Here is a 24,651-nt window from a genome sequence, read left to right as displayed (position 1 = left end):
CCCCCCTCACCCTGTATGGTTATGACTCGTTGCCCCACCGCAACACCCACCAGCACCCGTAGCTCAATGGATAGAGCATCTGACTACGGATCAGAAGGTTAGGGGTTCGAATCCCTTCGGGTGCGCAGTTGAAAGGCCAGGTCAGCACCACGCCGACCTGGCCTTTCGCATTTATCGGACACGTTCATATGTCCGATTCACAGCCACGGAACCCGGCCATGACCGGCTCCCCGTTCCCGATCCGTTCCCACAGAATGACGCCGTCCGGCCCGCGTGACGGCCCCTGGTGGACCGTTCGCCGGGGTCACGCCGACTGACCGGCCCGGCTGTTTTGGTGGGCCCGCGGTGCGGGCGGTTAAGGGATCTGCGCGAGTGGTTGGCGCGTCCAGGCGCTGCCGCCGAGAACAATGCATGCTCTTCCGCTCGTCCCTATCACCCTGCTTAGAGGAGCTTTGCGCGGCGGGCTCAGGCGGCCGTGGGGGGCGGGGGGGCGACCGCCTCGCACAGCTCGGCGGCGGTCTGGGCGACGAGCTCGGAGAGCGTCGCGTCCGGCTCGGCCAGCCAGCGGGAGGTGGCGCGCCGGGAGATCGCGATGGCCACGTCGATGATGAAGCGTGCCTTGCCGGGCTCGATGCCGCGGCGCTCTAGCGCCCGCGTCAGCGCGTCGGCGATGTCGGCGAGCTTGATCAGATCGCGCTCGGCCAGTGCCGGGTTGGCGGCGATCACCTTGGTGCGGCGCAGCAGGAACTTGCGCGGGTGAAAGATCTCGTCTGCCGTCCCCAGCGCGGTCAGCAGGGCCTCGATCGGCGGGAGACCCGGGTCGGCCGCCTCGACCTGGGCGACGAGGTGGGTCTCCAGCTCGTCGCCGGCGAAGAGGACTTCCCGCTTGTCGGGGAAGTAGCGGTAGAAGGAGCGCTCGGTCAGGCCGGCGGTGCGCGCGATCTGCGCGACCGAGGTGCGCTCGAACCCCTGGGTCTCGAACAGTTCGAGCGCCGCACGCTCCAGTCGGCCCTGCGCGTCGGATTCCCATCGTGGCATGCACACAGCATATGACAGCAGATGCTGTCATCTCGCTGCTAGGATCATGACAACAGATGCTGTCATCACTCAGGAGATCGCCATGAAGGCCCTTCAGTTCGACCGGTTCGGATCCCCGGACGTGATCGTGCTCCGCGACGCCCCGAAGCCGGAGCCGGGACCCGGCCAGATCCGGATCGCCGTGCAGGCGTGCGGCCTGACCCCGTCCGACTGGGCGGTGGTCGACGGCCTCCTGGCCGACCGTCTGCCGCCGCTGCCGCGCGGGCTCGGCTTCGAGATCGCGGGCACCGTCGACGCGCTCGGTGCGGGCGCCACCGGTGTCGAGATCGGAGACCGCGTGTTCGGCCCGGCGACCTTCGACGGTCCGACAGCGGGAGCCGCCGAGTATGCGCTGATGGCGGCCTGGGCACGCGTTCCCGAGGGCGTCACCGCCGAGCAGGCCGCTGCGCTGCCGATGGCGGCCGAGACGGCGTGGCAGGCGCTCGACGACCTCGGCGTCCAGCCGGGCGAGCTGCTGCTCGTCCACGGCGCGGGCACCACTGTGGGTGAGGCGGCGGTGCGCCTCGCCCTGCACCGGGGCATCCGGGTGATCGCCACCGCTGGACCGACTCGGGCTGCGGCCCTGGAAGAGATCGGCGCCGCGGCGACCGGCTACGGCGACGGCATGGCCGAACGCGTCGCCGCACTGGCGGGAGGCCGCGTCGACCGCGCCCTGGACACGGCCCCGACCGGCGGCCGGATCGACCGTGCCGACCAGGCCAGCCCGGCCGGCGGCGCCCTGCCGAACCTGATCGAACTGACCGGCGACCCCGACCGCGTCCTCACCGTCTCGGACTTCGCCACCGCGACCGAGCTGGGCACCCGGATCACCCGAATCGACCTGCGCTACGACCGGATGGAAGAGTTCGCCCACCTGGCGGGCGAAGGCGTCCTGGCCGTATCGGTCGCCCGCACCTACACGCTCGACCAGATCCAGAAGGCGGCCGAGCTCAGCCGGTCCCGCCGACCCGGCGGCAAGCTCATGCTCGTCCTCTGACCACCAGGCCCCGAAGGACGCGCCGCATCGACCCCACCCGACCAGAAGAAACGCCCTAAATGGTGCTTTGGCCCTACGGATCAGAAGGTTAGGGGTTCGAATCCCTTCGGGTGCGCCTTAAAGTAAGGCCTGAGCAGCCGGTTCTTCACTTGAGAAGGACTGGCTGTGTTCGTTTGTGGCGAGCGGGCGTCGTTCGGGCGTCCATCCCTGAGGAAACCCCGGCTGACAGTGGGACCGGCCGCATGAGGGTCTGCAAGATCGCTTAGGCCGTCCCGATCCCGCCCCAACGCTCCGTTGCAACCGCGCCCGGGACAGCCCCACCCAGAGAACCGGGCCAAGCTTCTGAGGTCAGAAGACCCGACCACGAGCGTTCGGCGCGCATACTGAAATCAATGAACCAGTCACGCTCGTCCACAGTGCGCCATCTGCCGACAAGTCCCTTCAAAGCGCCTCCTCCTCCGCCGGCACCCGAGGTTTTCTCGGTCGGCGACCGGGTGAGCCATGACAAGCACGGCCTCGGCACGGTGATCTCGATCGGTGGCACCGCCACGGTGACCGTTGATTTCGGCACCCTGCAGGTGTGCGTTCCCACCCCATTCCCGAGGCTCTACAAACTCTGACGAGGATGGTCCGAGGCGAGCAAGGTGGACGGTGTTGGCCGTCCGTTCCTGGAAGGAGTCGGGAAAAGAGGCGATCACCGCCCACGGCTCCTACGCGCTTGCCGTGACGGCTCCACGGCGCACCCGGGAGACGCCGATCGCGCCGCCGGAATCACGCACCTGAGCGATCTCGACCCGCGAATGGTCGAAGAACTCATCGCCCGGCTCCGGGTGCGCAGACCCTACGCCATCCAGGACGACGTTCCTGCCGCACGCGCAGCCAAAACACCCGGCACGGGTCGATGACTACGGATCAGAAGGTCAGGGGTTCGAATCCCTTCGGGTGCGCAGTTGAATGGCCAGGTCAGCACGATGCCGACCTGGCCTTTCGCATTCTCCCAAGACGTGAGTCCTTTCGATTTTAGAGCCGATGCTTCAGCCCCGGTCGTCACGGGCCTCCGCCGAGGGCCGCGAGTGTCTCATCCAAGATCTCGGCGAACTCGGTAGCCGGGAGCGTGGCTGCGAAGACCGATCCCGCGTGGTCGGGATGCGTGAGCAAGTGGCTCTCCCGCCAGAACTCCGCCGTGATCACCACGCAGTCCTCATCCCGCCAAAGGAAGGACATCACGTTGTCGGTCGTGGGGCCCCAGCCCCAGCGGCCGAAGAAGCCGAACCGCTCGCACTCCTCGTCACCGTCCCCGGTCCCGGCGAGAAGCCGGCGGTGAGCGGCGACTGGAGACACACCAGCGAACGGCTCCGCCGCGATGTCCCCGCGGCGTAGTCCGGCAGCGGTGCGCGCCACGTAGTGGCGAAACGACTTGACGAAGACCATGTTGTCGTCGCAGGTCAACCACTGATCGGCGACCCACAGATCCACCCGACGCAGCGCTGAGCCGTCGCGGTCTCCAATTTCCACAGCGAACCTGCGCTTGTCACCCAGCAGCCCTGCCATCCGAGCACCGTGGCAGACGCATCGCCCGAGCACAAACACGTCGCATGCTCCAGACCGGGGCCTTTTCCCTTCACCGATGACGGGAAGAGTTCGGGGAGGCGCGTGAACTTCTCTGGGGTGGTTGAGCGTCTTGATGCTGGTGTGGGGCTGCGGGTTCGGGATGTGGGGGGTCGGATTGATCACTCGTGGGGCTTGAACCGCGTTGGGGGTGTCCGCGTCTTAACCGGTGTATCGCGATCATGAAGGTCGCGCTCTGGGACGGGGAGCCATGCGGAAGATTCTGGTCGCGGGTGTGGTGGCTGTGCTGGCGCTGGGTGTTACGGCTTGTGATGGGGAGGGGGACGGGGGCTCTGCGGCGGCTCCGCCCTCGGTGGCTGCGCCCAGCGGTACCGCGACGCCGGGTGAGAATTCTACGCCGGAGGCGGGCTCTGCGCCCAGCGGAAGCTCCACGTCGCAGAATTCGGGTGGATCGGACGCCTCGGGTGCGCAGCAGGGTCAGCAGATCACTGAGAAGTGGGGGACGCTGAGCTATCTGGCGCCGGGCAAGTTCCTAGTCGGCGACGTCGCCTTCTTCATCGCCACCGACACGGTCCTGATTGTCGCCGGGGGCAACTGCCCCGACGGCACCGCGCCGTCTGACGAGAGCGAATGCTCCATCGACGGCTTTGACGAATGGGTGCAGGACGCACCGCACAACGCCGTCGTGGAGTTCTCCGGTCAGAGCGCCACTCTCATCCGAGAGACCCAGTAACGCCCGGCGGCTCAGTGCGGAAGCGGCGGGCGCGGAGCTCAGCCCGCCGCTGCGGTTCCAGGGCCGCCCGAAGCCACGGAGCCGCCGGATCGGCGGGCTGAACTTTTCGGGGTTCGGGGTCGTCTCATGCCCAGGGCTTGTGGAAGCTCGTGGTCGGGAGGCTCTGATGAAGGCCGTTGTCGTTTCCTCGTTTTCGGCTTTGGTGCTCGTGGGGGTGTTGGTGCCCGGCTCGGGGGCGCAAGCGCGGCCGCACCCGGCGCGGGCCGGGGATTTCGACGGGGACGGGCGGCGGGACATCGCGGTGACCCTTGAGCGGGACGGGGGGAAGAGGTCCGCGATCCTCGTGTACTCCGGGGGCAAGGGGAAGGTGTCGCGGAAGCCCGCGGTCATCGAGAGGCCGAAGGTTACGGGGCACTTCACCGCCCTGGCGACCGGCGACTTCGACGGAGACGGGTATGCGGACCTGGCCGGGTCGCTCGAGCGGGAGCCTGTGCCGGGGGACGTGCAGGGCGGGGTGGTCGTGTACTCGGGGTCGGGCAAGGGGCTGCGGAAGAAGGCGCGGACGTTGCTGCCGTGGGGTGCGGCAGAGAAGGTCGCGCCCGTCGCCGCCGACTTCAATGGGGACGGCTACTCGGATGTGGCGGTTCGGGTTCCGATGGGGGTCATGGTCTTCAAGGGGGGTGCCAAGGGGCTCTCCGCCGATCGCGCCAAGATCCTCAAGGGGGTGACCGGGCGGCTCGCGGTGGGTGACGTCAGTGGCGACAAGCTTCCCGAGCTGGTCGCGGTCGACGCCCAGGCCGTGACGTTCCGGAGCAAGAAGGGGTATTGGCCGGATCCGTCCCGGTCGTGGACCTCCGACGCGTTCCAGGACGACGCGGGGCCGGTCCACCTCGCCGATGTCACCGGCGACGGTCGCGCCGACCTGGTCTCCGCCCGGCTGACGGGTCCGGACGCAGGCCATCTCGACGTGCGTCTCGGTACCGGCAGGTCGTTCGGCGCGCCGCTCGCGCCGATCCCCTTCAAGGGGTCCCTGACGGTCGGCGACGTCACCGGCGACGGCCGTGCCGACGTGGTCATCGCGTCCGACTCGCGGACCTTCCGCGTGATCCGCGGCATCCGCACCGGCCTCGACACCGCCCACGTCAGGACCCTCAAGACCGCCGCGTTCGGCGCGAAGGGCATCGACGCGCAGGACATGGTGGTGCAGAACCCGGTCGGCGACTCCGCGAAGGAGCTCGTCATCCCCGACAGCGCCGCCCCGAACCTGTGGGTCGTGCCGGTCACCCGCCCCAAGGCCGCCCAGAAACTCCCGGTGCCCCTCTCCGGCTTCTTCGGCCAGGGGACCGCCCGCCCCTGAACCGGGCTTCGCTGCGAGTGGCTCTCCTCGAACCTCCGAAATCGTGCCGGGAAGAGGGTTCTGGAGTCGGCCGGTCCGAAGGTGCCTTGCGGGCAGGGTGGAGGCTTAGCTCTTCTACGATCGCGGGATGCAACTGGATCTCGTCACGATCGTGGTGGACGACTACGACCGCGCCATCGGGTTCTTCACCCAGGTCCTCGGCTTCGATCTGGTCGAGGACTCGCCATCGCTGACGAACGACGGACGCCCGAAGCGGTGGGTCGTCGTTCGGCCGCCCGGAGCCCAGACCGGCATCCTGCTCGCCCAGGCCGACGGGGAGCGCCAGGCCGCCGTGATCGGTGACCAGGTCGCAGGACGCGTGGGGTTCTTCCTGAGGGTCGACGACTTCGACGCCGCTTACACACGCATGACGGACCTCGGCGTGGAGTTCGTCATCTCTCCGCGCGACGAGCCCTATGGCCGTCTCGCCGTGTTCCTCGACATCGCCGGGAACCGATGGGACCTCCTCGGACCGGCCTGAGGCGCTCGATCCCGTTGTCCCAGGACGTTGGGTGGCACGCCACCAGGGCGCGCGGCCCGCGGTCCTTTCGACGTTTCTCCGGCAGTTTCGAGCGGTGATCGTTCGCCTGGTGGGCGCAGCCTGTCATTTCGCCAGGTAACGGTCGTGAACCGGCTCTTTTCGCCGGGGCGGGAACCGAGTACGGTGAATCAACTTTCGGGTGGGGGCCTTGCGGTGAAGTGGGTGGGCAATGAGGTCCCTCGGCTGGGTCGCCGCCGTGTCCGGGCTGGCGGTGGTCGTCGGCGCGGTCCCCGCTTCGGGCGTTCCGTCGCGGCGGGAGCCGGAAGGCTCCGCGAGCCGTGACGCGGCGTGGGTGCTGACGACGCACCGGTTCGACACGGCGTTCACGGCCGCCCCGTACGTCGGCAACGGCTACTTCGGGCAGCGCATACCTGCGGCGGGCATGGGCCTGTACGGCGGGGACCAGGGCATGAACACCTGGCCGCTGTTCAACCCGCGGATCACCACCGGCATCGTCTCGGGCCTCTACGGACGGACCGCCAGCATGGTCGGCGGCGACAAGCAGGCCATCGCGACGATCCCGGCGTGGACGACGCTCGGGTTCACCACGCCGTCGGGTACGTACGGGCCGGACACGGCGAGTGCGAGCACGGTCGGCGGCTACACCCAGTCGCTCGATCTGCGGACCGGCACGGTCACCACGTCGGGGGTGTGGACCGATCCGGCGGGGCGGCGCACCCGGTTCCGCTACGAGGTCTTCGCCGACCGGTCCCGTCCGCACATCGGCGTCGTCCACCTGGCGCTGACCCCGCTGTGGAGCGGCGCCGCCTCGGTCACGGGCACGCTGGACGGCGCGGGCGCGCAGCGTCTCACCGCGAAGGGCGCCGCCGTCGACACCGGGACGCACACCTCCCGGGTCACCATGGTCTCGACCGGCGTCGGCAAGGCGTTGACCGAAGCGCAGGTGCTGCGCACCGGAGTGCCGCTGACCGGCGACACCGGCGACGCGCAGCCGGGCGCGGCGACCGCCAGCGAGCGTATGAGCTTCAAGGCCGTCGAAGGCCGCACCTACGAGTTCACCAAGTACGCCGCGATCATCGCCGGCCCCGGCGACGCGGTCTTCGAGGCGCGCGCGGCGGCCGCCGTCGGTCGGCCTTCGTTGGCGCGGTCCAACGCCGCCGCCTGGCGCGCCGTCTACCGCAGCGACATCCTCGTGCCCGGCCGGGCCGACCTCCAGCGCGTCGTGCACGCGAGCGAGTACGCGCTCTACGCGAGTCTGCGGGCCGACGCGCCCAGTGCGGTCGGGCCGTCCGGGCTCGGCGGGGAGGGCTACGCGGGCCTGGTCTTCTGGGACGCCGAGACGTGGATGTTCCCGGCGCTGCTCGTCCAGCACCCCGACATCGCCGCGGTCATCCCCGACTACCGGTCGCGGACGCTGGCCGCCGCGCGGCGCAACGCGACCGCGCAGGGCTACGCCGGGGCCTTCTACCCGTGGACCAGCGGCTCGGACGGCGTCTACGGCACGAACTGCTACGGGCCGAGCTGCGAGCAGGAGCTCCACCTGCAGGGCGACATAGCGCTCGCCTTCTGGCAGTACTACCTGGCCACCGGGGACAGGAAGTGGCTGCGCGCCCGAGGCTGGCCGATGCTGAAGGCGCTGGCCCTGTTCTGGGAGTCCAAGGCGGCCAGGACCTCCGACGGGTACGAGATCGCCGGCGTCCAGCCGCCCGACGAGTTCCAGGAGAAGGTCACCAACAGCAGTTACACCAACGCCGTCGCGGCCCTGACCCTCCGCAACGCCGCGGCCGCGGCCGAGACGCTCGGCATCACCCCGCCGGCGCGCTGGGCGAAGGTCGCGCGCGGACTGACCGCGACCATGCCGTACGACCGCGCCAAGGACATCTACAAGGAGTACGACGGGTACGCCGGCGCGACCATCAAGCAGGCCGACGTCGCGATGCTCACCTACCCGCTCGGCTTCGAGATGCCCCGGCGGACCGCGGTGAACGACCTCGAGTACTACGCGGCCAGGACCTCGGCCCTCGGCCCGGCGATGTCCGACGCCATCCACGCGATCGACAGCTCGCACCTCGGCGTCGCCGGCTGCGCGTCGTACACCTACCTGCTCCGCTCCTACCAGCCGTTCGTGCGCCGCCCCTACCTGGAGTTCTCCGAGGTGCGCAAGCCGGACCTGCAGTCGTCCTACGGCTTCCTCACCGGCGCCGCCGGGTTCCTGCAGACGTTCCAGTACGGCTTCACCGGGTTCCGCGGCGGCGACGGCTCGATCGCGCTCGACCCCAGCCTGCCGCCGCAGCTGCCCCGGGTGATTGTCCGCCGGATGACCTGGGCGGGCCGCACGTTCACCGTCGACGTCGGCCCGAAGCGCACCACGGTGACCCTGCTGTCCGGCAGGCCGCTGCCGGTCGAGCATCCGAACGGGAAGAAGGTGCTCACCCAGGGGCGGAGGCTGACGATCGCCACCCGGCGGCCGTCCGAGAAGCCCACCGGGGACCTGGCCCGCTGCCGCCCGGCCGACGCGGTCTCCGCCGCGCCGGGAGAGGCCGCGCTCGCCGCGGTCGACGGCAGCGCAGCGACGGCTTGGACGCCGTCGTCGGTCGCCTCCGGGCAGTGGCTGAAGGTCGACCTCGGCTCCGCCCGGCGCGTGCGGAGTGTCGCCGTGCGAGCGTCGTCGGCGTACGGCTACCGGATCCAGGTGTCGACGAACGGGAGGTCCTGGCGCACGGTCGCCACCCGCGAGGCCGCCGATGGGCGGGCCGTCGCGAAGTTCGGAGCGGTCAGGGCACGCTACGTCCGGCTGCTGTTCACGGCGCCGTCGGCACTCGACGTCATCACGGGCACCCGCCCGATCGTCACCGACCTGCAGGTCCGCTCCTGACCCGCAGGCCCGGCCCCGTCTGGACGCGTGTACGGCGGCCGATGAGGGCCTAGCCGCCGGGGCGGAGCATCGGCGGGTGGAGCTGCTCGGCGCGGCCCCGGCGAAAGAGTTGCGCGGGGCGGCCGCCGTCGCGGGTGGTGGTGGCGCCGGTAGGCACCAGGAAGCCTTCGGCGCCCGTCACCTTGCGGTGGAAGTTGCGCGGGTCGAGGGGGGTGCCCCAGACGATCTCGTAGACGCGGCGGAGTTCGGCGACCGTGAACTCCGGGGGGCAGAACGCCGCGGCGAGGGACGTGTACTCGAGTTTGGAGCGGGCGCGCTCCATCCCTTCGCGCAGGATGCGGCGGTGGTCGAAGGCGTTCTCCTCGTCGTTCAGGAGGATGCCGACGGGCTTCCACGTCACCTGGGCGCGGGAGGAGGCCGGGAGGTTCGGGGCGAGGCCCAGGTACGTCACACTGACGACGCGCTGGCGCGGGTCGCGGTCGGGGTAGCCGAAGGTGGCGAGCTGCTCCAGGTGGATCGCCGTGTCGGCGAGGCCCGCCTTCTCGTCCATGAGGCGGGCCGCGGCGACGGGGAGGTCCTCGTCGAGCTGGATGAAGCCGCCGGGCAGGCACCAGCGGCCCCGGTAGGGCTCGTGGTCGCGCAGCCAGGTCAGTGCGCAGAGCCGCTGCTCGCGCACGGTGAGCACGACGAGGTCCACCGTGAGAGCGACCCTGGGCACCGACGACATGCCCCAGAACCTATCGGCAATCGGGACGCCTAGACCCACTTACGGCCGGTGAGCCTTTCGTACGCTTCGATGTACTTCGCCCGGGTCTGCTCGACGACGTCGGCGGGCAGCACGGGCGGGGCCTCGCCGGACGCCTGGTCCCAGCCCGAAGCGGGCGAGGTGAGCCAGTCGCGGACGAACTGCTTGTCGAACGACGGCTGGGACCGTCCAGGCCGCCACTGGTCGGCCGGCCAGAACCGGGACGAGTCCGGCGTCAGGACCTCGTCGCCGAGGACGAGCTCCCCGTCGAGCAGGCCCAGTTCGATCTTGGTGTCGGCGACGATCACGCCCCGCTCGCGCGCCAGCTCGGCGCCGCGGCGGTAGACCTCAAGGGTGATCCCGCGCAGCTTCTCGGCCAGCCCGCCGCCGACCTTCGCCTCGACCTCGGCGTACGTCATCGGCAGGTCGTGGTCGCCGACATCGGCCTTGGTGGTCGGCGTGAAGATCGCCTCGGGCAGCTCGGAGCCGTCCTCCAGCCCGGCCGGCAGCGCGATCCCGCAGACCTCGCCGGACGCCCGGTAGTCCTTCAGGCCGCCGCCCGTCAGGTACCCGCGCGCGACGCACTCGACCGGCACCATGTCCAGCTTTTTGACGACCACGGCCCGCTTCGCCCACTCGGCGGGCGCGTCCTCGGGAAGGTCGGTGGAGATCACGTGGTTCGGCACCACGTCGGCCAGCTGCTCGAACCACCACAGCGACAGCTGCGTCAGGATCGCACCCTTGTCCGGAATGGGGGTGTCCAGCACGTAGTCGTACGCGGAGATCGTGTCGCGCGCGACGATGAGCAGCTCACCGCCGGGCAGCTCGTAGAGATCCCTGACCTTGCCACTGTGCACGTGCTTCACGCTGCGAACTCCATGACTTCCACCGACTGGCCGACGTGAAGGGTACCGGTCGTGCGCGGGATCGCGTTCTGGCCGAACATGATCAGCCGTTCGCCGTCGAACTCCGAGGTGCGGTACCCGGCGAGGGTCGCGAGGGGTTCCCTGCCCTTGACGCCCGTCTCCTGGTCGACCGTCGTCAGCACGCAGCGCCCGCACGGCTTGACCATCTCGATCTCCACCGACCCGATCCGCAGCCGCCGCACGGCGTCCTCACCGAACGGGCCGAGGCCGGAGAGCACGATGTTCGGCCGGAACCGGTTCATCGGGACCGGCTCGGCGAGGCGCGAGTTCAGGTCGGAGAGGGAGTCCTCACCGATGATCAAGAGCGGGTAGCCGTCCTCGAAGGCGACCCTGCCGCCGCCCCGGCCCGTCAGGCGGACGCCGGTGAACCGGACGAGGCGGACGTCCATCCCCATGAAGCCGGAGAAGAACGCGGCCGCCTCCGCGCCCTGGTCGACGCCCTGGCAGGGCCTGCCGTGCACGGAGACGGCCACGACCGGGCCGTCCTCGGGGCCGACGGCCTTGTGGTGGAAGCCGTTGACGTCGAGGGAGACGCCGTCGTAGGAGGTGCGCAGCAGAGCCATCCGAGGGTGCTTGCGCTGCGACAGGAACCTGCCTTCGGCGTCCACGAGCATGAACTCGCGGTCGTGCGCCAGCCCCGTCTCGGTGAGTTCGGCCGAGCGGACCGGGGTGGCCGACCCGCTCTTCAGCGGATGGACGTTCAACCCCGTGACGGTGATCAACTGCTCCCCCGGATCACAACCAGCCGTTGCGGCGGAAGCCCCGGTAGAGCAGAAGACAGCCGACGGCGATGACGGAAATCACTGTCGGATAAGAATATGCCCAGCTCAGCTCCGGCATGTGCTCGAAGTTCATGCCGTAGATGCCGGCGATCGCGGTCGGGAGCATGAGGATCGCGCCCCAGGCCGAGATCTTGCGCATGTCCTGGTTGTCGCCGACCGTCACCTGGGTCATGTGCGCCTGGAGGATCGGGTTGAGCAGCTCATCGCAGGCGTCCACCTGCTCGCGGACGCGGGCGAGATGGTCCTCGACGTCGCGCAGGTACTCGCGGATCTCGGTCGGGACCATCCGGCGGGTGCACAGGGTGCGCAGCGGCCCGGCGAGCGGGCCCACCGCGCGCTTGAGCTGGATCGTCTCGCGCTTGAGGTGGTAGATCCGGTTCGTCTCGTTGCTCCGCTCGGGGGAGAAGACCGACTCCTCCACTTCGTCGACGTCCTGCTGGATGCCCTCGGCGACCTGGAGGTACTCGTCGACGACCCTGTCGGCGACCGCGTGCATGACGCTGGCCGGGCCGAGCCTGAGCCGCTCGGGGTCGGCCTCCAGCCTGCGCCGGACCGAGCCGAGCTCACCGTGCACGCCGTGCCGGACGGTCACCACGAAATCCGGACCGCAGAAGATCATGATCTCGCCGGTCTCGACCGCGTCGACGCCGTCCTCCTGCGCCACGTAGCCGACGGTCTTCAGCACGAAGAACTGGAGGTCGTCGTAGCGCTCCAGCTTCGGCCGCTGGTGTGCCTTGATGGCGTCCTCGACGGCCAGGGCGGGCAGCCCGAACAGCGCGGCGAGGCTCTCCAGCTCGGCCGAATCGGGATTGTGCAGGCCGACCCAGACGAAACCTGGGGAGTCGGTGTCGGCAGGGACGAACAGCTCGCCGTCGCGGACCAGCCGCACGGCGTCGGCGACGCTCTCGGTCACCACCCGCTGACCGTCTATGTAGACGGCCCAGTCGATGACCGCGCTGTCGCGGCAGACCGGGTCGAGGGTGAGCGGCTTGTGGCCGCGGCCGAACAGGGAAAGACCGGGACGCACCTTGGTCATGGCCATGACCGGATCTCCTTCACACGGGCGAGTGCGAGACCCGGTGAGGCGAACGGCGCTGCGACCTCGTGCGCGACGCCGTCCGGTACGGCGTCAGACGAGGGAGCGCGCGTCCGCGAAGGGGCCCCGACTGGGAGTGGATGGTGGATGATGAGGCATTTCGCCGGTACTACAAGGATCTCCGGTACTCATCTCCGGCCACCTCCCTTCGCGTGCGGGGACAGGACGCGGGGCCGCGTCCACCGTTCACCGAAGCCGCTGACGAAAAGCGGCATGGCCGGGAATCGGCCTGTTCAGCCCCCGGCAGATTAGCACCCGACACATCAGACGCCGGGGGCATCGTCCAGGTTCACACGCCGTTGCCGATAGGCTCGCGTAACGTGCGCGTCCTTGTTCTGGGATCTGGCGGCCGTGAGCACGCCCTGGTCCGTTCCCTCGCCCAAGACCCCTCCGTGACCGCGCTCTACTGCGCGCCCGGCAATCCAGGCATCGGTGAACTCGCCGAGAACCACCACCTGGACCCCACCGACCCCATCGCGGTCACCGAACTGGCCGTCCGGCTGCGGGTGAACCTCGTCGTCATCGGCCCCGAGGCGCCGCTGGTCGCGGGGGTCGGCGACGCCGTCCGGCGGGAGGGCATCCCCTGCTTCGGCCCCGACGCCGGCCCCGCCCGGATCGAGGGCTCCAAGGCCTTCGCCAAGGAGATCATGGAGGCCGCGGGCGTCCCGACGGCCCGCGCGTTCGTCTGCGACGAACCCGACCAGGTCGCCCACGCGCTCGACACGCTCGGCGCGCCCTACGTCGTGAAGGACGACGGCCTGGCCGCCGGCAAGGGCGTCGTCGTCACCGAGGACAGGGTCGAGGCCGAGGCGCACGCCGAAGGCTGCGCCCGGGTCGTCATCGAGGAGTACCTCGACGGGCCCGAGGTCTCCCTGTTCGCGCTGAGCGACGGCGAGCACGCGGTCGCCCTCATGCCCGCGCAGGACTTCAAGCGCGCCTACGACGGCGACGAAGGACCCAACACGGGCGGCATGGGCGCCTACACGCCGCTGCCCTGGATCCCCGAAGGTCTCGTCGAGGAGGTCATGCGCACGGTCGTGCAGCCGACCATCGACGAACTGCGCCGCCGCAACAGCCCGTACGTGGGAGTCCTCTACGCGGGGCTCGCCCTCACGTCCAAGGGCGTGCGGGTCATCGAGTTCAACGCCCGGTTCGGCGACCCGGAGACCCAGGTGGTCCTGGACAGGCTGGCGACCCCGCTCGGCACGCTGCTGCAGGCCTGCGCGGTCGGCAACCTGAAGCCGGACACGACGCTGGAGTGGCACTCCGGCTCCGCGGTGACGGTGGTCGTCGCGGCCGAGAACTACCCCGCCGACCCCGTCAAGGGCGACGCCATCGAGGGCCTGGCCGCCGCCGACGCCGTCGACGGCGCCTACGTCCTGCACGCGGGCACGGCCGTCAACGAAGAGGGCGTCCTCTACAGCAACGGCGGCCGGGTCCTCTCTGTCGTCGGCACCGGCGCCGACCTCACCGAGGCCCGCGAGAACGCCTACGAGGCGGTCTCGAAGATCACCCTCCGCGCCTCCCACCACCGCACCGACATCGCCGAGAAGGCCGCCGAAGCCTGACCGGCGCATCACCGCGCTCCACCCGCACGCCCGGCGCCCCGATGGTGCCGGGCGTGCGGCGTTCCCACCCGAGCCCCCGGCGAGCCCTTGAGGCGAGCCGGTGCCCAGCGCGGCTCCACGGGCGGGTCGGCCGGATGGACGATCCCCGAGTTTGCCGAGGGCAGAACTTCGGTGACGAGGTCTCATGATCACGCTCCGTTACCTTGAGGCGGTATGGACGCGGGATTGTTGTTGCTGCGACTGGTCTTCGGGCTGGTCCTCGCCTCTCATGGCGCACAGAAACTCTTCGGCTGGTTCGGGGGAGGGGGGATCAAGGGGACCGGGATGTTCTTCGGGAAGCTTGGATTCGACCCCGGCCAGTTCTACGCGGTGGTCGCGGGCCTCACGGAGTTCGTCGGCGGGCTGCTGCTCGCCCTCGGGCTCCTGTGGCCGCTCGGTTCGGCGATGGTCATCGGGGTCATGCTGACCGCGGCCTTCAGCACCTGGAAGCAGGGGTTCTACGGCGGGACCGAGACGCCGCTGCTCATCGCCGCGGCCGGCGCGGGCCTCGCCCTCACCGGACCGGGCCGCTACAGCCTCGACGAAGGCCGTCCGTGGCGCCGCACCACCATGGGCTCCGCCTGGGGCTGGGGCGCGATCGCCCTCGGCATCGTCGCCTCCCTCATCGCCATGCTCCTCAAGAACTGACGCGTGGAACGAGCCTGACCTCCGGGTCGAGGCACCACTCCAGCACCGATGGCCAACGACCGTACCCGGCGCCGAGATCGAGATGTCCGGCGCCGGGAAGCAGATCGGCGTCCAACTCCAGCGGACGCCCGAAGAGCTCCAGCGCCCCTCCCAGGCAGTAGGGATCGGCGTCGGACGCGGCGAGCCGCACGGCGCCCGAGGCCGCCATCAGCTCAGGCGTGAGCGGCGTGGCGAACCGCGCCATCTCCGCGAGCTCCGGCCGGCTCGCGCAGAACTCCAGCGAGGGCGGCGCCACCAGCAGCACCCGATCGGCCTTCACCAGGCCGCGCGAGGCGCCGTGCATCCAGACCACGCACGCGAGGCTGTGGCAGACCACGACCTTCTCCGGCCCCGGCAGCTCCGCCAGATGCCGGACGAACTCCGCGAGCCAGGTCTCCAGATCGGGGTCGTCCGGGTCGGGAAGCTGCGGATACGACACCGTCACCCCGCGCTCCGCCAGTTCCTCGGCGAGTTCCCGCTCCCAGTGCCCCTCCGGGCGGTGGTTCTGCCAGCCGTGCAACACGAGAACGCCCATCGCGCCGCCCCTTTCCCGAGATCCATGCGACATCCGCGGATCCGTCGAGCAAGATCCGTCAGCTGGATTCTGCCTATCCCGACAGCCCCGCCACATCCCTCGCGTGAGGGAGGCGTGATCGCGACAAACCTCCTCATACAGCTGTATGAAAGATCACCGGCGAGGTCGTGACACCTGTCGATGGTGAAGGACCGGGCGCGCTCCTAGCTTCGAGAGAGAGACGCGAACCCACGATTCACCCGGAGGCGGAACAAGCTCATGGACTCCCGAACCACCGTGCCCGCGCCGGTCAACGAGCCGGTACACGCCTACGCGCCCGGCAGCCCCGAGCGAGCCCGGCTGGAGGCCAAGCTCACCGAGCTGTCCGTCGGCGGCGCCGAACTCCCCTCCGTCATCGGCGGCGAGCACCGCATGGCCAAGGGCGAGCGGATCGACGTCGTGCAGCCGCACGCGCACCGCGAGGTCCTCGGCACCACCGCGAACGCCGACCACTCCGACGCCCGCGACGCCGTCGCGGCCGCCCGCGCCGCAGCCCCCGGCTGGCGCGCGCTGAGCTTCGACGACCGCGCCGCGATCCTGCTGCGCGCCGCCGACCTGCTCACCGGCCCGTGGCGCGAGACGATCGCCGCCGCGACCATGCTCGGCCAGTCCAAGACCGCCCAGCAGGCCGAGATCGACTCTCCGTGCGAGCTCGCCGACTTCTGGCGCTTCAACGTGCACTTCGCGCGCCAGATCCTCGCCGAGCAGCCCGTGTCGTCGCCCGGCGTCTGGAACCGCGCCGACCACCGGCCGCTGGAGGGCTTCGTCTACGCGATCACGCCCTTCAACTTCACCGCGATCGCCGCGAACCTGCCGACCGCGCCCGCGCTGATGGGCAACACGGTCATCTGGAAGCCGTCTCCCACGCAGCAGTTCGCCGCGCACCACACGATGAGGCTGCTCGAAGAGGCGGGCCTGCCCCCGGGCGTCATCAACATGGTCACCGGCGACGGCATCGCCATGTCCGACGTCGCGCTGAGCGCCCCGGACCTCGCCGGCATCCACTTCACCGGCTCCACCGCGACGTTCCGGCACCTGTGGCGCACCGTCGGAGAGAACCTCGACTCCTACGCGACCTACCCCCGGCTCGTCGGCGAGACCGGAGGCAAGGACTTCATCGTCGCGCACCCCTCGGCCGACCCGGCGGTGCTGCTGACGGCGATGGTCCGCGGCGCGTTCGAGTACCAGGGCCAGAAGTGCTCCGCGGCCTCCCGCGCCTACGTCCCGCGCTCGGTGTGGAACCTCATCCGCGACGAGTTCGCCGCCACCGTCGAGTCCCTCACCATGGGCGACGTGCGCGACCTGCGGAACTTCATGGGCGCCGTCATCGACGCCCGGTCGTTCGCGAAGCTCAAGGGCGTCCTCGACCGCGCTGCCGCCGACCCGAAGATCGACGTCCTCGTGGGCGGCTCCTACGACGACTCCGAGGGCTACTTCGTCCGCCCGACCGTCCTGGTGAGCGACGACCCTGCGCACGAGATCTTCCGCGACGAGTACTTCGGCCCGGTCCTGTCCGTGCACGTGTACGAGGACGCCTCCTACGACGCGATGCTCGCCCAGATGGAGAAGGCCAGCGCCTACGGCCTGACCGGCTCGATCATCGCCCGCGACCGCGCCGCCGTCGCGCACGCGAGCGAGGTCCTGCGCTTCGCCGCCGGCAACTTCTACATCAACGACAAGCCGACCGGCGCCGTCGTCGGGCAGCAGCCGTTCGGCGGCGGCCGGGCCTCGGGCACCAACGACAAGGCGGGTTCGCTCCAGAACCTGCTGCGCTGGACGTCCACCCGGACGATCAAGGAGACCTTCGTGCCCCCGACGTCCCACGGCTACCCGCACATGGGCTGACGCCCGGCCGTAGTCCCGGACGCGGTCCCGGACGCGGTCCCGGACGCGGGCCGGGCGACCGTGCGGGGCGACGCACGGCGGCCCGGCTCCCGTCTGCCGGAGGCCGTCCTCACCTGGTGAGGGCGGCCTCCACGGCGTCCGGGGTCGATTCCCACAGGGACATGAAGCGGACCGCGTCCATCGCGCGCAGGGCGGCCAGGGGTCGCTCGGAGGGGCAGCTGAACGTCAGGGTCACCTGCCTGTCGACGGCGAGGCGGGCGGCCTCGACGAGGGTCGGATAGACGGCTTCGGAGATGTCGAGCGCGTCTTCCAGGTCGACCACCAGCGGCGTGCTGGGCTCCTCCTGGAGCAGGGGGAGCAGGGCCGCCTCCAGACCCGCGACGGCGCTCTCGTCGAGCGTTCCGGCGACCATGAGAAGGCGATGGCTGGCGTAGCGGAGTGTCGTCGCGTGAAAGGCCGGGGGGCCGGAAGGCCGCTGCTGCGGCGCGGGCTGCTCTGACAATGCGTCACCGTCCTGAAGGGTGCCTGGGGGTTACGGAACTCCGGGCGTAGGGTAATCGGATGACCTCGTTGCGTGAGGACATATCCCGGAATCCGGCATCGTCCCGGGAGCCGCGCGCGTTCGGTAACTTCGGGTCCATGCGGCTTCATGTGGGATGCGCGATGTGGACCCTTGCTCCCTGGCGGGGGCGGTACGTCCCGCATCCGCTGCCCGCGGACAAGCGGCTGAGCGCTTACGCGTCCTGGTGCAACGCGGTCGAGGGGAACACCACGTTCTACGCGACGCCCACCCGGGAGACCGCCGCGTCGTGGGCGGCGCAGACCGCGCCGGACTTCAGGTTCCCCCTCAAACTGCCCAGGACCGTCACGCACGAGCGGCGGCTGACGGGGGCGGAGGCGGAACTCGCCGCGTTCTACGAGGCCGTAGAGCCGCTGGGGCCGCGCGCGGGCGTCCTGTGGATCCAGCTCCCCGGGGCGTTCGGCCCGGGCGACGTCGCGGCGCTCGCGGGGTTCCTGCGCCGACTTCCGGGCGGGTACCGCTACGCCGTCGAGGTGAGGCACCGGGCCTTCTTCGAGGACGAGCGGTCCGTGCGGCTTCTGGAGCGGACCTTGGAGGCGGCGCGCGCCGAGTGGGTGCCGTTCGACACCACGGTGCTGTTCGCCGCGCCGCCGACCACCGACGCCGAGCGCGAGGCGTGGACCCGCAAGCCCCGGATGCCGCGCCGCGACCGGGCGCTCACCCGCGCCCCGATCGTCCGGTACCTCGGCCGGGACTCGGCCGAGGAGACCGTCGAAGGCTGGGCGCCGTGGGTGGAGACCGTCGCCGGCTGGCTGCGCGAGGGCCGCTCACCCACGTTCTTCCTGCACACCCCGGGCAACGACGAGGCCCCCGCGCTCGCCCGCCGCTTCCACGACGAGGTCCGCGCTTTTCTCGGCCCGGAGGCCGGTGCCGCCCTTGCGCCCCTCCCGGAGCCGGCCCCCTTGGCCGCGCCGGAGGAGCCCCTCACGCTCTTCTGAGCGCGCTTCGCCGGGGGTTTACACGGGTCCTCGGATATTGGTCGAATGCCGCCTATGTACCGTGTCGTGCTCAGACGGTTGCGCCCCGCGGACGCCGACGAGGTCGCGCGGCTCGGCAGGCTGAGCCGGCAGCTGCACGGGCGGTGGGTCTACATGCCGCGGACGACCTCGGAATGCCTGGACTACCTGCTGCGGCTCGCCGACGAGGGCGCGATCCCGCTGGCCGTCCGGCGGATCGAGGACGACGCGATCGTCGGGGTCGTCATCATCAGCGGGATCACCCGGGGCGTCTACGAACGGGCGATCCTCGGGTACGCGGGGTTCGCGCCGTCCGTCGGGAAGGGCTACCTCACCGAAGGGCTGGCCCTGGTCGTCCGGTACGGCTTCGGGCCGCTCGGGCTGCACAGGCTCGAGGCCGACATCGACCCCGGGAACGGTCCTTCGCTGCGGCTCGCCGAGCGCGTCGGGTTCCGGCGGGAGGGGCTCTCGCCCGGCTTCATCAGGGTCGACGGGGTGTGGCGCGACCACGAGCGGTGGGCGATCACCGCCGATTCCCTGGACGGCGTGGCGCGCTGCGAGCCGTGGCAACTGCCGGACACCTGAGTTTCAATATCCCGACTTCGGCCACATAACAGGATGAAACTGGATAGACACCCATCATGGGGAGTTGATCGCGTGGCCGTCAGCGGCGGCGAGTGGCCCGCGCTCCTCGACGTCCAAGCGCTACTTGAAGGCGGGTGGCGGCCTACGCCGTTCCGCGAGTACGTGCTCAAGATCCACAGCCGCTGCAACCTCGCCTGCGACTACTGCTACATGTACGAATCGCCCGACCAAGGGTGGCGCGCGCAGCCACGCCGCATGGCACGCGGGACCCTGGACCAGGCGATCGCCCGCATCGCCGAGCACGCCGCCGCGCACCGGCTCCCGGCCGTCACCGTCGTGCTGCACGGCGGCGAACCGCTGCTCGCGGGGGTCGAGCACCTGAGGTACGCGGTCTCGGCGACCCGCGAGGCGATGCCCGGCGTCCGGGTCGCCTTCCAGGTGCAAACGAACGGCACCCTCCTCGACCCCATCTTCCTCGCCCTCTTCGACGAGCTCGACGTACGCGTAGGCGTCAGCCTCGACGGGGATGCGGAGGCACACGACAGGCACCGTCTCCGCCACGACGGCGAAGGCAGCCACGAAGCCGTCCGGCGCGGCCTTGCACAGCTCACCGCGCCGCGGCACCGGCACCTGTTCGGCGGGCTGCTCGCCGCCGTCGACCTCGCCAACGATCCCGTCGTCACCTACGAGGCGCTGCTCGCGTACGACCCGCCGGAGATCGACTTCCTGCTTCCGCACGGCACATGGGACCTGCCTCCGCCCGGCAGGCCGCCGGATCGCTCCACGCCGTACGGCGACTGGCTCGTCAAGGCCTTCGACCGCTGGTACGGCGCGCCCGTCCGGGAGACCCGGGTCCGGCTGTTCGGCGAGATCCTGCACCTGCTGCTCGGCAGGCCCTCGCGCAGCGAGACGATCGGCCTGTCCCCCGTCGCGACGGTGGTCGTGGAGACGAACGGACGGATCGAGCAGGTCGACACGCTCAAGGCCGCCTTCGACGGGGCCAGCCGCACCCCGTTGCACATCGCCCGCGACTCCTTCGACGACGCGCTCCTCGTCCCCGGCATCGCCGCCCGCCAGATCGGCGTCCGCGCCCTCTCCGCCGAGTGCCGTGCCTGCTCCCTTGTCCGCGTCTGCGGCGCCGGCCTCTACCCGCACAGGCACCGCACCGGTACGGGCTTCCGCAACCCGTCCGTCTACTGCCCGGACCTCACCCGTCTCATCACCCATGTCCGCGACACCCTCACCACCGACATAGCCGCCCTCCGCACGCACCGCGGCGGACCGGAGTGAGCCCACGTCCGGGAGGGCTGTCCGGCGAGGTGCTGCGGGTGCTGGCGGCCGGGGGAGGAGGCGAGCGGGCGGCCCGGGTGCTGCGTGCGGGGCAGGACGCGCGGCGGGGGGTGCTGTTGCGGGGCCTGCTGGAGACCGCGCGGGCAGGCGGGTGCGCCCACGCGGGGGAGAAGGCCTGGCGCGTGCTCGCCGACGTGCGTGAGCGGGAGCCTTCGGCTTTCGCTCTGGTCGCGGGATATCCGGCGGTGGAGGCCGCCGCGCGGAGGGTCCTGCGAGGCGTCATGGGCGGAGAGGCGGAGGCTCGGGCGGAGGCCGCCGCTCTGCTCGGCAAGGTGGCTGCGGCGGCGGCCGTACGCGCCAGGATACGGGCCTCGCTGACGATTCCCCAGCCCGGCCGAGTGCTCGTGCTGCCTTCGGTGGGGAGTCTTTCGCTGCCGGAAGGGTGGGCGGGGCGGGACGTCGTCGCGCGAACGGGAGACGGGATCGAAATCCTCGGCCGGGAAGGCGCGGTGCGGGTGCCGCGGATCGGGGCGGCGCCGGGGTGGACGCCCGTGCGCGCGCTCAGCGCGGGGGAGGGAGCCGCGGGGATAACGCTCCTGCTGGACGAGACCGACCCCGACCGGATGCCGGGCGCTCGGCTCCGGGAGGCAAAGCTCACCGCCGCCGAGGCCGCCCGCTGGGGAGCCCTACTGGAGGACGCCTGGGAGATCCTCCTCCTGCGGCACTGGACGACCGCGGCAGAGGCCCGCGTCCTGCTCCGCGCGTTCACCGTGCTCGACGCGCCCCCGGGACGGGCCACCAGCGGCACCCCCCGGCACGCGCCAGGACTCATCGGGCTCTCCTCCCCCGTCGACGCGCTCGGCCTCGCCGAGACGATCGCGCACGAGATCCAGCACACGAAGCTCAACGCCGTCCTCGACCTCCAGGCCCTCACCGGGACCGACGACGGCCTTCGCTACCCCGTGGCCTGGCGGACCGACCCCCGCCCCCTCCTGGGCGCTCTCCACGGCGTCTACGCCCATCTGGGCGTCGCCGGGTTCTGGCGGCGCGAGCGCCCGTTGACGGGGCCCCGCGCAGCCGTCTCCTACGCCCGCTGGCGCGACGCCGCCCACGCCGCGGCGCTCGCCCTCGCCGGAAGCCCGTCGCTCACCGCGCACGGCCGCGCCTTCCTCGCCGAAACGACCGCGACCCTCGCCTCCTGGCAGGCCGAGCCCGTCCCGGAGGCCGCCCTGCCCGCCTGAGGCGGGCGGCGAAGGCTGCGCCTGAAACGGGGCCGCGGCCTCCGGTCAGATGGGCGGCGGATCGAAGTCGGAGTCCAGGTGGCGGCGGTCCTGGGCGACGACGGCGTCGGGATGGGCCAGGCCCAGGGTCGCGGAGTAGGCCTCCAGTGTTCCGGTGAACAGTGCCTCCGCTTCGTCCTTGCGGTCCAGGAGTGCCAGGTCGGAGGAGAGGTTCGCGGCGCAGGACAGCGTCATCGGGTGCCGGGGGCCGAGGACGCGGGCGAGCCGCTCGCGGGTGTCGGCGCCCAGCGCGACCGCCTCGTCGAGCCGCTCCAGGTCGGCGTAGTCACTGGACAGGTTCGCCGCGACCGTCAGCGGATAGTGGTGGTCGCGGCCGAGCTTGGACTCCAGGCCGGCGAGCGCCGCCTCGTTGAGCGCCCGTGCCGCCTCCGGCTCGCCCGTCGCGCGGCGCAGGATCGCCAGGTTGCCCGCGCAGCCGTGGTTGTACGGATGCTCCGGCCCGTAGACGTTCGGGTACCGGTTGACGGTGTCGGCCGCGAGGTCGACCGCGGAATCCAGGTCGCCCAGCGCGCGCTGGGCGTTCGCGAGGCACATCGCGGAGGCGAGCGTGTCGGGGTGGCTGAGCCCGTACAGCCGGACGTACCTGGCGTGCATCTCCAGCGCCAGTTCCAGCGCCCGGTCCAGCTCCCCCACCCTTCGCCATGCGATGGACAGGTCCTTGCCCGTGCGCAGTGTCCAAGGATGGTCCGCGCCGAGTTCGTTGGCCCCGTAGTGGTAGGCCTCCTCCCCGACATCGCACGCCTCGGCGTAGTCCCCGCACAGGCGGACGGCACGGGCGAGCCCGCTCCAGGGCGCCAGGACGTCGACGGCCCCCGCCTTCCTCCCCAGCGCCCGCATCCTCATGTAGCCCTCCTCGTGGAGGCGCTTGGACTGCTGGTAGTCGCTGATCAGCCCGTAGTCGAGAGCGAGGCTGTTGATGACGCGCAGGGTGTGCGGCTCGTTCTCCCCGATGACGGCCTCGTGCCGCGCCCTGGACTCCAGGTCGTGCGCGCGCGCCGCCGGGAAGTCTCCGCGCGCCCGCAGGTCGGCTCCTATCGTGTTGACGAGGCGCAGCACCTCCTTCTCGTCCTGGTCCACCCGTCCCCGGTGCAGCTTCAGCGTCGCCTGGTTGAGCTCGTACGCCGACTGATAGAGGCCGAGTTCCCTCAGGACGTTCCCGAGCTGCCTTCTCGCCTTCAGGACGTCGAGGTCGTCCGGTGTCCCGTCCTGAGACCACCTGTCGATGAACCCCTGTACGAACAGCCTTGCCGAGGCATAACCGCCCGACGCATACAGGTACCTGACGACGTCCAAGGCGAGCCGGCGTACCTCGGGCTCCTTGCTTTCGGCCACCCCGGACGGCTGGATGTGGCCGAGGAGGTCGTAGTAGGCGGGCCAGCTCGTCCTGTCGTCGGGGGTGCCGGGCGCGGCGGTGGCCAGGAGCACGTGCACCTCGTGCCTGACGCGGCGCTGCTCTTCGGCGTCGAGTTCCTCCCGCACCAGGGCCTGGATCAGCCGGTGCACCTGGATCGTCCGGGCCGAGGCGTCGATCTTGGCGAGCGCGTACCTGCCCAGCTCGCCGACGGCCCGGCTCAGCCGGATCGGGTCGCGCAGCAGCGCCGCGAGCTTCGGGCCGAGGTCCCCGCGCGGCTGGCTGAACACGTCGCGGGGGATCGGCTCCGGGCCGAAGAACGCGCAGGCGCGCAGCAGGTCGATCGCCTCGGGCATCGTGCCGCTCAGCGACGCGACCGACAGGCCCCACGCGGCGGTCATCGACACCGGGTACTCCGAGGGCTTGCCCTCCGAGAGCAGCTGGGCCGTGCGCTCGGTCAGGAGCTCCAGGTACTGCGCGACCGGCATGCCCGTCTCGGCCTGGAGCGCGCCCGCCTGCTCCAGGGCGAGCGGCAGGTCGCCGAGTTCGTGCGCGAGCCGCTCTGCGTCGGAGTCCGGCACGGTCCTCGGCACCCGCTTCGCCAGGAACTGGACGCTCTCGGCACGGGTGAACACATCCACCGGAACCGTGTCGACGACCCCCTCCCAGCGGTGGTTCCGCGAGGTGATCAGCACATGGCCCGGCCCCTGCGGCAGGACGTCCTGGAGGTGCTCGGGCTGGTCGGCATTGTCGAACACCAGCAGCCAGCGCGCGTACGGCTCCCCCCTGCGCAGCGCGTCCAGGACGGCGTTGGCGGCGTCCTCGATGCCCGTCGCGGTCGCCGGGGGCAGGCCCAGGTGCGGGGCGAGCGCGGCAAGGCTGGAGCGCACCAGCGCCGGCTGGTCCGCGGGCACCCACCAGACCAGGTCGTACTCCTGCCGGTAGCGGTAGGCGTACTCCACGGCCATCTGCGTCTTGCCCACCCCGCCCAGCCCGTGCAGCGCGTGCGGCACGACCGCCGTCACCTGCCCCGTGACGCGTTCGCGCAGCCGGGTCAGCAGGTCTTCCCTGCCGGTGAAGTTCTTGTTGCGCGGGGGCACCTTCCCCCAGACGTCCGGCACCCGCCCGAGCGGCCTGCCCGGTACGCCGGCGGAACGGGATTTCGCCATCGAAACCT

General features: G+C 70.9%; 22 protein-coding genes and 1 tRNA gene. 14 read left to right on the top strand and 9 right to left on the bottom strand.

Translation table 11 applies throughout. From position 1 onward, the window contains the following. The first annotated feature begins 52 nt into the window (after positions 1–52). Positions 53–125, top strand: a tRNA-Arg gene (locus tag ACYVOM_RS41030). 340 nt (positions 126–465) lie between these two features. Here ACYVOM_RS41030 and ACYVOM_RS41025 read toward each other — a convergent pair. Further along, positions 466–1,038, bottom strand: a complete 573-nt coding sequence (locus tag ACYVOM_RS41025) for a TetR/AcrR family transcriptional regulator (protein ID WP_460309043.1) — start codon at positions 1,036–1,038, stop codon at positions 466–468. Between the two features lie 82 nt (positions 1,039–1,120). Here ACYVOM_RS41025 and ACYVOM_RS41020 point away from each other — a divergent pair, with 82 nt between their 5' ends. Both ACYVOM_RS41020 and ACYVOM_RS41015 read left to right on the top strand, forming a co-directional pair. After that, entirely contained in the window at positions 1,121–2,074 is a 954-nt protein-coding gene (locus ACYVOM_RS41020) for an NADP-dependent oxidoreductase (RefSeq protein WP_460309042.1), read from the top strand. A gap of 392 nt (positions 2,075–2,466) precedes the next feature. Beyond that, a complete protein-coding gene (locus ACYVOM_RS41015; protein ID WP_460309041.1) occupies positions 2,467–2,694 on the top strand; it encodes a hypothetical protein in 228 nt (75 codons plus the stop codon). Positions 2,695–3,121: 427 nt separating this feature from the next. Here ACYVOM_RS41015 and ACYVOM_RS41010 read toward each other — a convergent pair whose 3' ends face one another. Then, positions 3,122–3,625 carry a hypothetical protein gene (locus ACYVOM_RS41010; protein ID WP_460309040.1) on the bottom strand — a complete coding sequence of 168 codons (504 nt, stop codon included), beginning with the start codon at positions 3,623–3,625 and terminating at the stop codon, positions 3,122–3,124. Positions 3,626–3,893: 268 nt separating this feature from the next. Between ACYVOM_RS41010 and ACYVOM_RS41005 the strand changes: the two genes are divergently transcribed. The 4 genes from ACYVOM_RS41005 (at position 3,894) to ACYVOM_RS40990 (ending at position 9,149) form a co-directional block, all read left to right on the top strand. Beyond that, positions 3,894–4,376 carry a hypothetical protein gene (locus ACYVOM_RS41005; RefSeq protein WP_460309039.1) on the top strand — a complete coding sequence of 161 codons (483 nt, stop codon included), beginning with the start codon at positions 3,894–3,896 and terminating at the stop codon, positions 4,374–4,376. 166 nt (positions 4,377–4,542) lie between these two features. Further along, the gene (locus ACYVOM_RS41000) at positions 4,543–5,733 is read left to right on the top strand and encodes an FG-GAP repeat domain-containing protein (RefSeq protein ID WP_460309038.1); all 1,191 of its coding nucleotides are present in this window, start codon (positions 4,543–4,545) and stop codon (positions 5,731–5,733) included. Positions 5,734–5,860: 127 nt separating this feature from the next. After that, on the top strand, positions 5,861–6,253 hold the full coding sequence (locus ACYVOM_RS40995; RefSeq protein WP_460309037.1) for a VOC family protein: 393 nt from the start codon (positions 5,861–5,863) through the stop codon (positions 6,251–6,253). Between the two features lie 229 nt (positions 6,254–6,482). Next, a complete protein-coding gene (locus ACYVOM_RS40990) occupies positions 6,483–9,149 on the top strand; it encodes a discoidin domain-containing protein (protein WP_460309036.1) in 2,667 nt (888 codons plus the stop codon). 49 nt (positions 9,150–9,198) lie between these two features. Here the strand turns inward: ACYVOM_RS40990 and ACYVOM_RS40985 are convergent, their stop codons facing one another. From ACYVOM_RS40985 to ACYVOM_RS40970, 4 genes are read right to left on the bottom strand one after another with little or no spacing between them, the layout of a single operon-like run. After that, on the bottom strand, positions 9,199–9,876 hold the full coding sequence (locus ACYVOM_RS40985) for an NUDIX hydrolase (protein WP_460309035.1): 678 nt from the start codon (positions 9,874–9,876) through the stop codon (positions 9,199–9,201). Between the two features lie 29 nt (positions 9,877–9,905). Continuing rightward, the gene (locus tag ACYVOM_RS40980; RefSeq protein WP_460309034.1) at positions 9,906–10,760 is read right to left on the bottom strand and encodes a phosphoribosylaminoimidazolesuccinocarboxamide synthase; all 855 of its coding nucleotides are present in this window, start codon (positions 10,758–10,760) and stop codon (positions 9,906–9,908) included. Then, positions 10,757–11,524, bottom strand: a complete 768-nt coding sequence (locus ACYVOM_RS40975; RefSeq protein ID WP_460309033.1) for an MOSC domain-containing protein — start codon at positions 11,522–11,524, stop codon at positions 10,757–10,759. Before ACYVOM_RS40975 ends, ACYVOM_RS40980 begins: the two co-directional genes overlap by 4 nt. A gap of 31 nt (positions 11,525–11,555) precedes the next feature. Then, the gene (locus ACYVOM_RS40970) at positions 11,556–12,644 is read right to left on the bottom strand and encodes a magnesium and cobalt transport protein CorA (RefSeq protein WP_460309032.1); all 1,089 of its coding nucleotides are present in this window, start codon (positions 12,642–12,644) and stop codon (positions 11,556–11,558) included. Positions 12,645–13,018: 374 nt separating this feature from the next. Between ACYVOM_RS40970 and purD the strand changes: the two genes are divergently transcribed. Both purD and ACYVOM_RS40960 read left to right on the top strand, forming a co-directional pair. After that, positions 13,019–14,266, top strand: a complete 1,248-nt coding sequence (purD, locus tag ACYVOM_RS40965) for a phosphoribosylamine--glycine ligase (RefSeq protein ID WP_460309031.1) — start codon at positions 13,019–13,021, stop codon at positions 14,264–14,266. Between the two features lie 213 nt (positions 14,267–14,479). After that, positions 14,480–14,953 carry a DoxX family membrane protein gene (locus tag ACYVOM_RS40960; RefSeq protein WP_460309030.1) on the top strand — a complete coding sequence of 158 codons (474 nt, stop codon included), beginning with the start codon at positions 14,480–14,482 and terminating at the stop codon, positions 14,951–14,953. Here ACYVOM_RS40960 and ACYVOM_RS40955 read toward each other — a convergent pair. Next, positions 14,943–15,527 (bottom strand): alpha/beta hydrolase, encoded by a 585-nt coding sequence (locus ACYVOM_RS40955; RefSeq protein WP_460309029.1) that lies wholly within the window; start codon positions 15,525–15,527, stop codon positions 14,943–14,945. The two genes, ACYVOM_RS40960 and ACYVOM_RS40955, sit on opposite strands and share 11 nt — an antisense overlap. A 258-nt stretch (positions 15,528–15,785) precedes the next feature. On the opposite strand from ACYVOM_RS40955, the gene pruA reads away from it, so the two are divergent. Then, positions 15,786–17,411: an L-glutamate gamma-semialdehyde dehydrogenase gene (gene pruA / locus ACYVOM_RS40950; protein WP_460309028.1), complete on the top strand. Its 1,626-nt coding sequence runs from the start codon at positions 15,786–15,788 to the stop codon at positions 17,409–17,411. Positions 17,412–17,520: 109 nt separating this feature from the next. On the opposite strand, the gene ACYVOM_RS40945 is transcribed toward pruA, so the two are convergent. Continuing rightward, positions 17,521–17,913, bottom strand: coding sequence for an STAS domain-containing protein (locus ACYVOM_RS40945; protein WP_460309027.1), 393 nt, complete (start codon positions 17,911–17,913; stop codon positions 17,521–17,523). A 137-nt stretch (positions 17,914–18,050) separates the two neighbouring features. Between ACYVOM_RS40945 and ACYVOM_RS40940 the strand changes: the two genes are divergently transcribed. The 4 genes from ACYVOM_RS40940 (at position 18,051) to ACYVOM_RS40925 (ending at position 22,063) form a co-directional block, all read left to right on the top strand. After that, positions 18,051–18,929: a DUF72 domain-containing protein gene (locus ACYVOM_RS40940; RefSeq protein WP_460309026.1), complete on the top strand. Its 879-nt coding sequence runs from the start codon at positions 18,051–18,053 to the stop codon at positions 18,927–18,929. Positions 18,930–18,995: 66 nt separating this feature from the next. After that, on the top strand, positions 18,996–19,532 hold the full coding sequence (locus tag ACYVOM_RS40935) for a GNAT family N-acetyltransferase (protein WP_460309025.1): 537 nt from the start codon (positions 18,996–18,998) through the stop codon (positions 19,530–19,532). 72 nt (positions 19,533–19,604) lie between these two features. Next, on the top strand, positions 19,605–20,822 hold the full coding sequence (locus tag ACYVOM_RS40930) for an FxsB family cyclophane-forming radical SAM/SPASM peptide maturase (RefSeq protein ID WP_460309024.1): 1,218 nt from the start codon (positions 19,605–19,607) through the stop codon (positions 20,820–20,822). Then, positions 20,819–22,063, top strand: coding sequence for an aKG-HExxH-type peptide beta-hydroxylase (locus ACYVOM_RS40925; RefSeq protein WP_460309023.1), 1,245 nt, complete (start codon positions 20,819–20,821; stop codon positions 22,061–22,063). Before ACYVOM_RS40930 ends, ACYVOM_RS40925 begins: the two co-directional genes overlap by 4 nt. A 45-nt stretch (positions 22,064–22,108) precedes the next feature. Here ACYVOM_RS40925 and fxsT read toward each other — a convergent pair whose 3' ends face one another. Then, a complete protein-coding gene (fxsT, locus tag ACYVOM_RS40920) occupies positions 22,109–24,643 on the bottom strand; it encodes an FxSxx-COOH system tetratricopeptide repeat protein (protein ID WP_460309022.1) in 2,535 nt (844 codons plus the stop codon). Positions 24,644–24,651 lie beyond the last annotated feature (8 nt).

Source organism: Actinocorallia aurea (assembly GCF_054783995.1).
The sequence above is the reverse complement of the archived record's forward strand: the minus strand, read 5'-3'. Positions and strand labels throughout refer to the sequence as shown.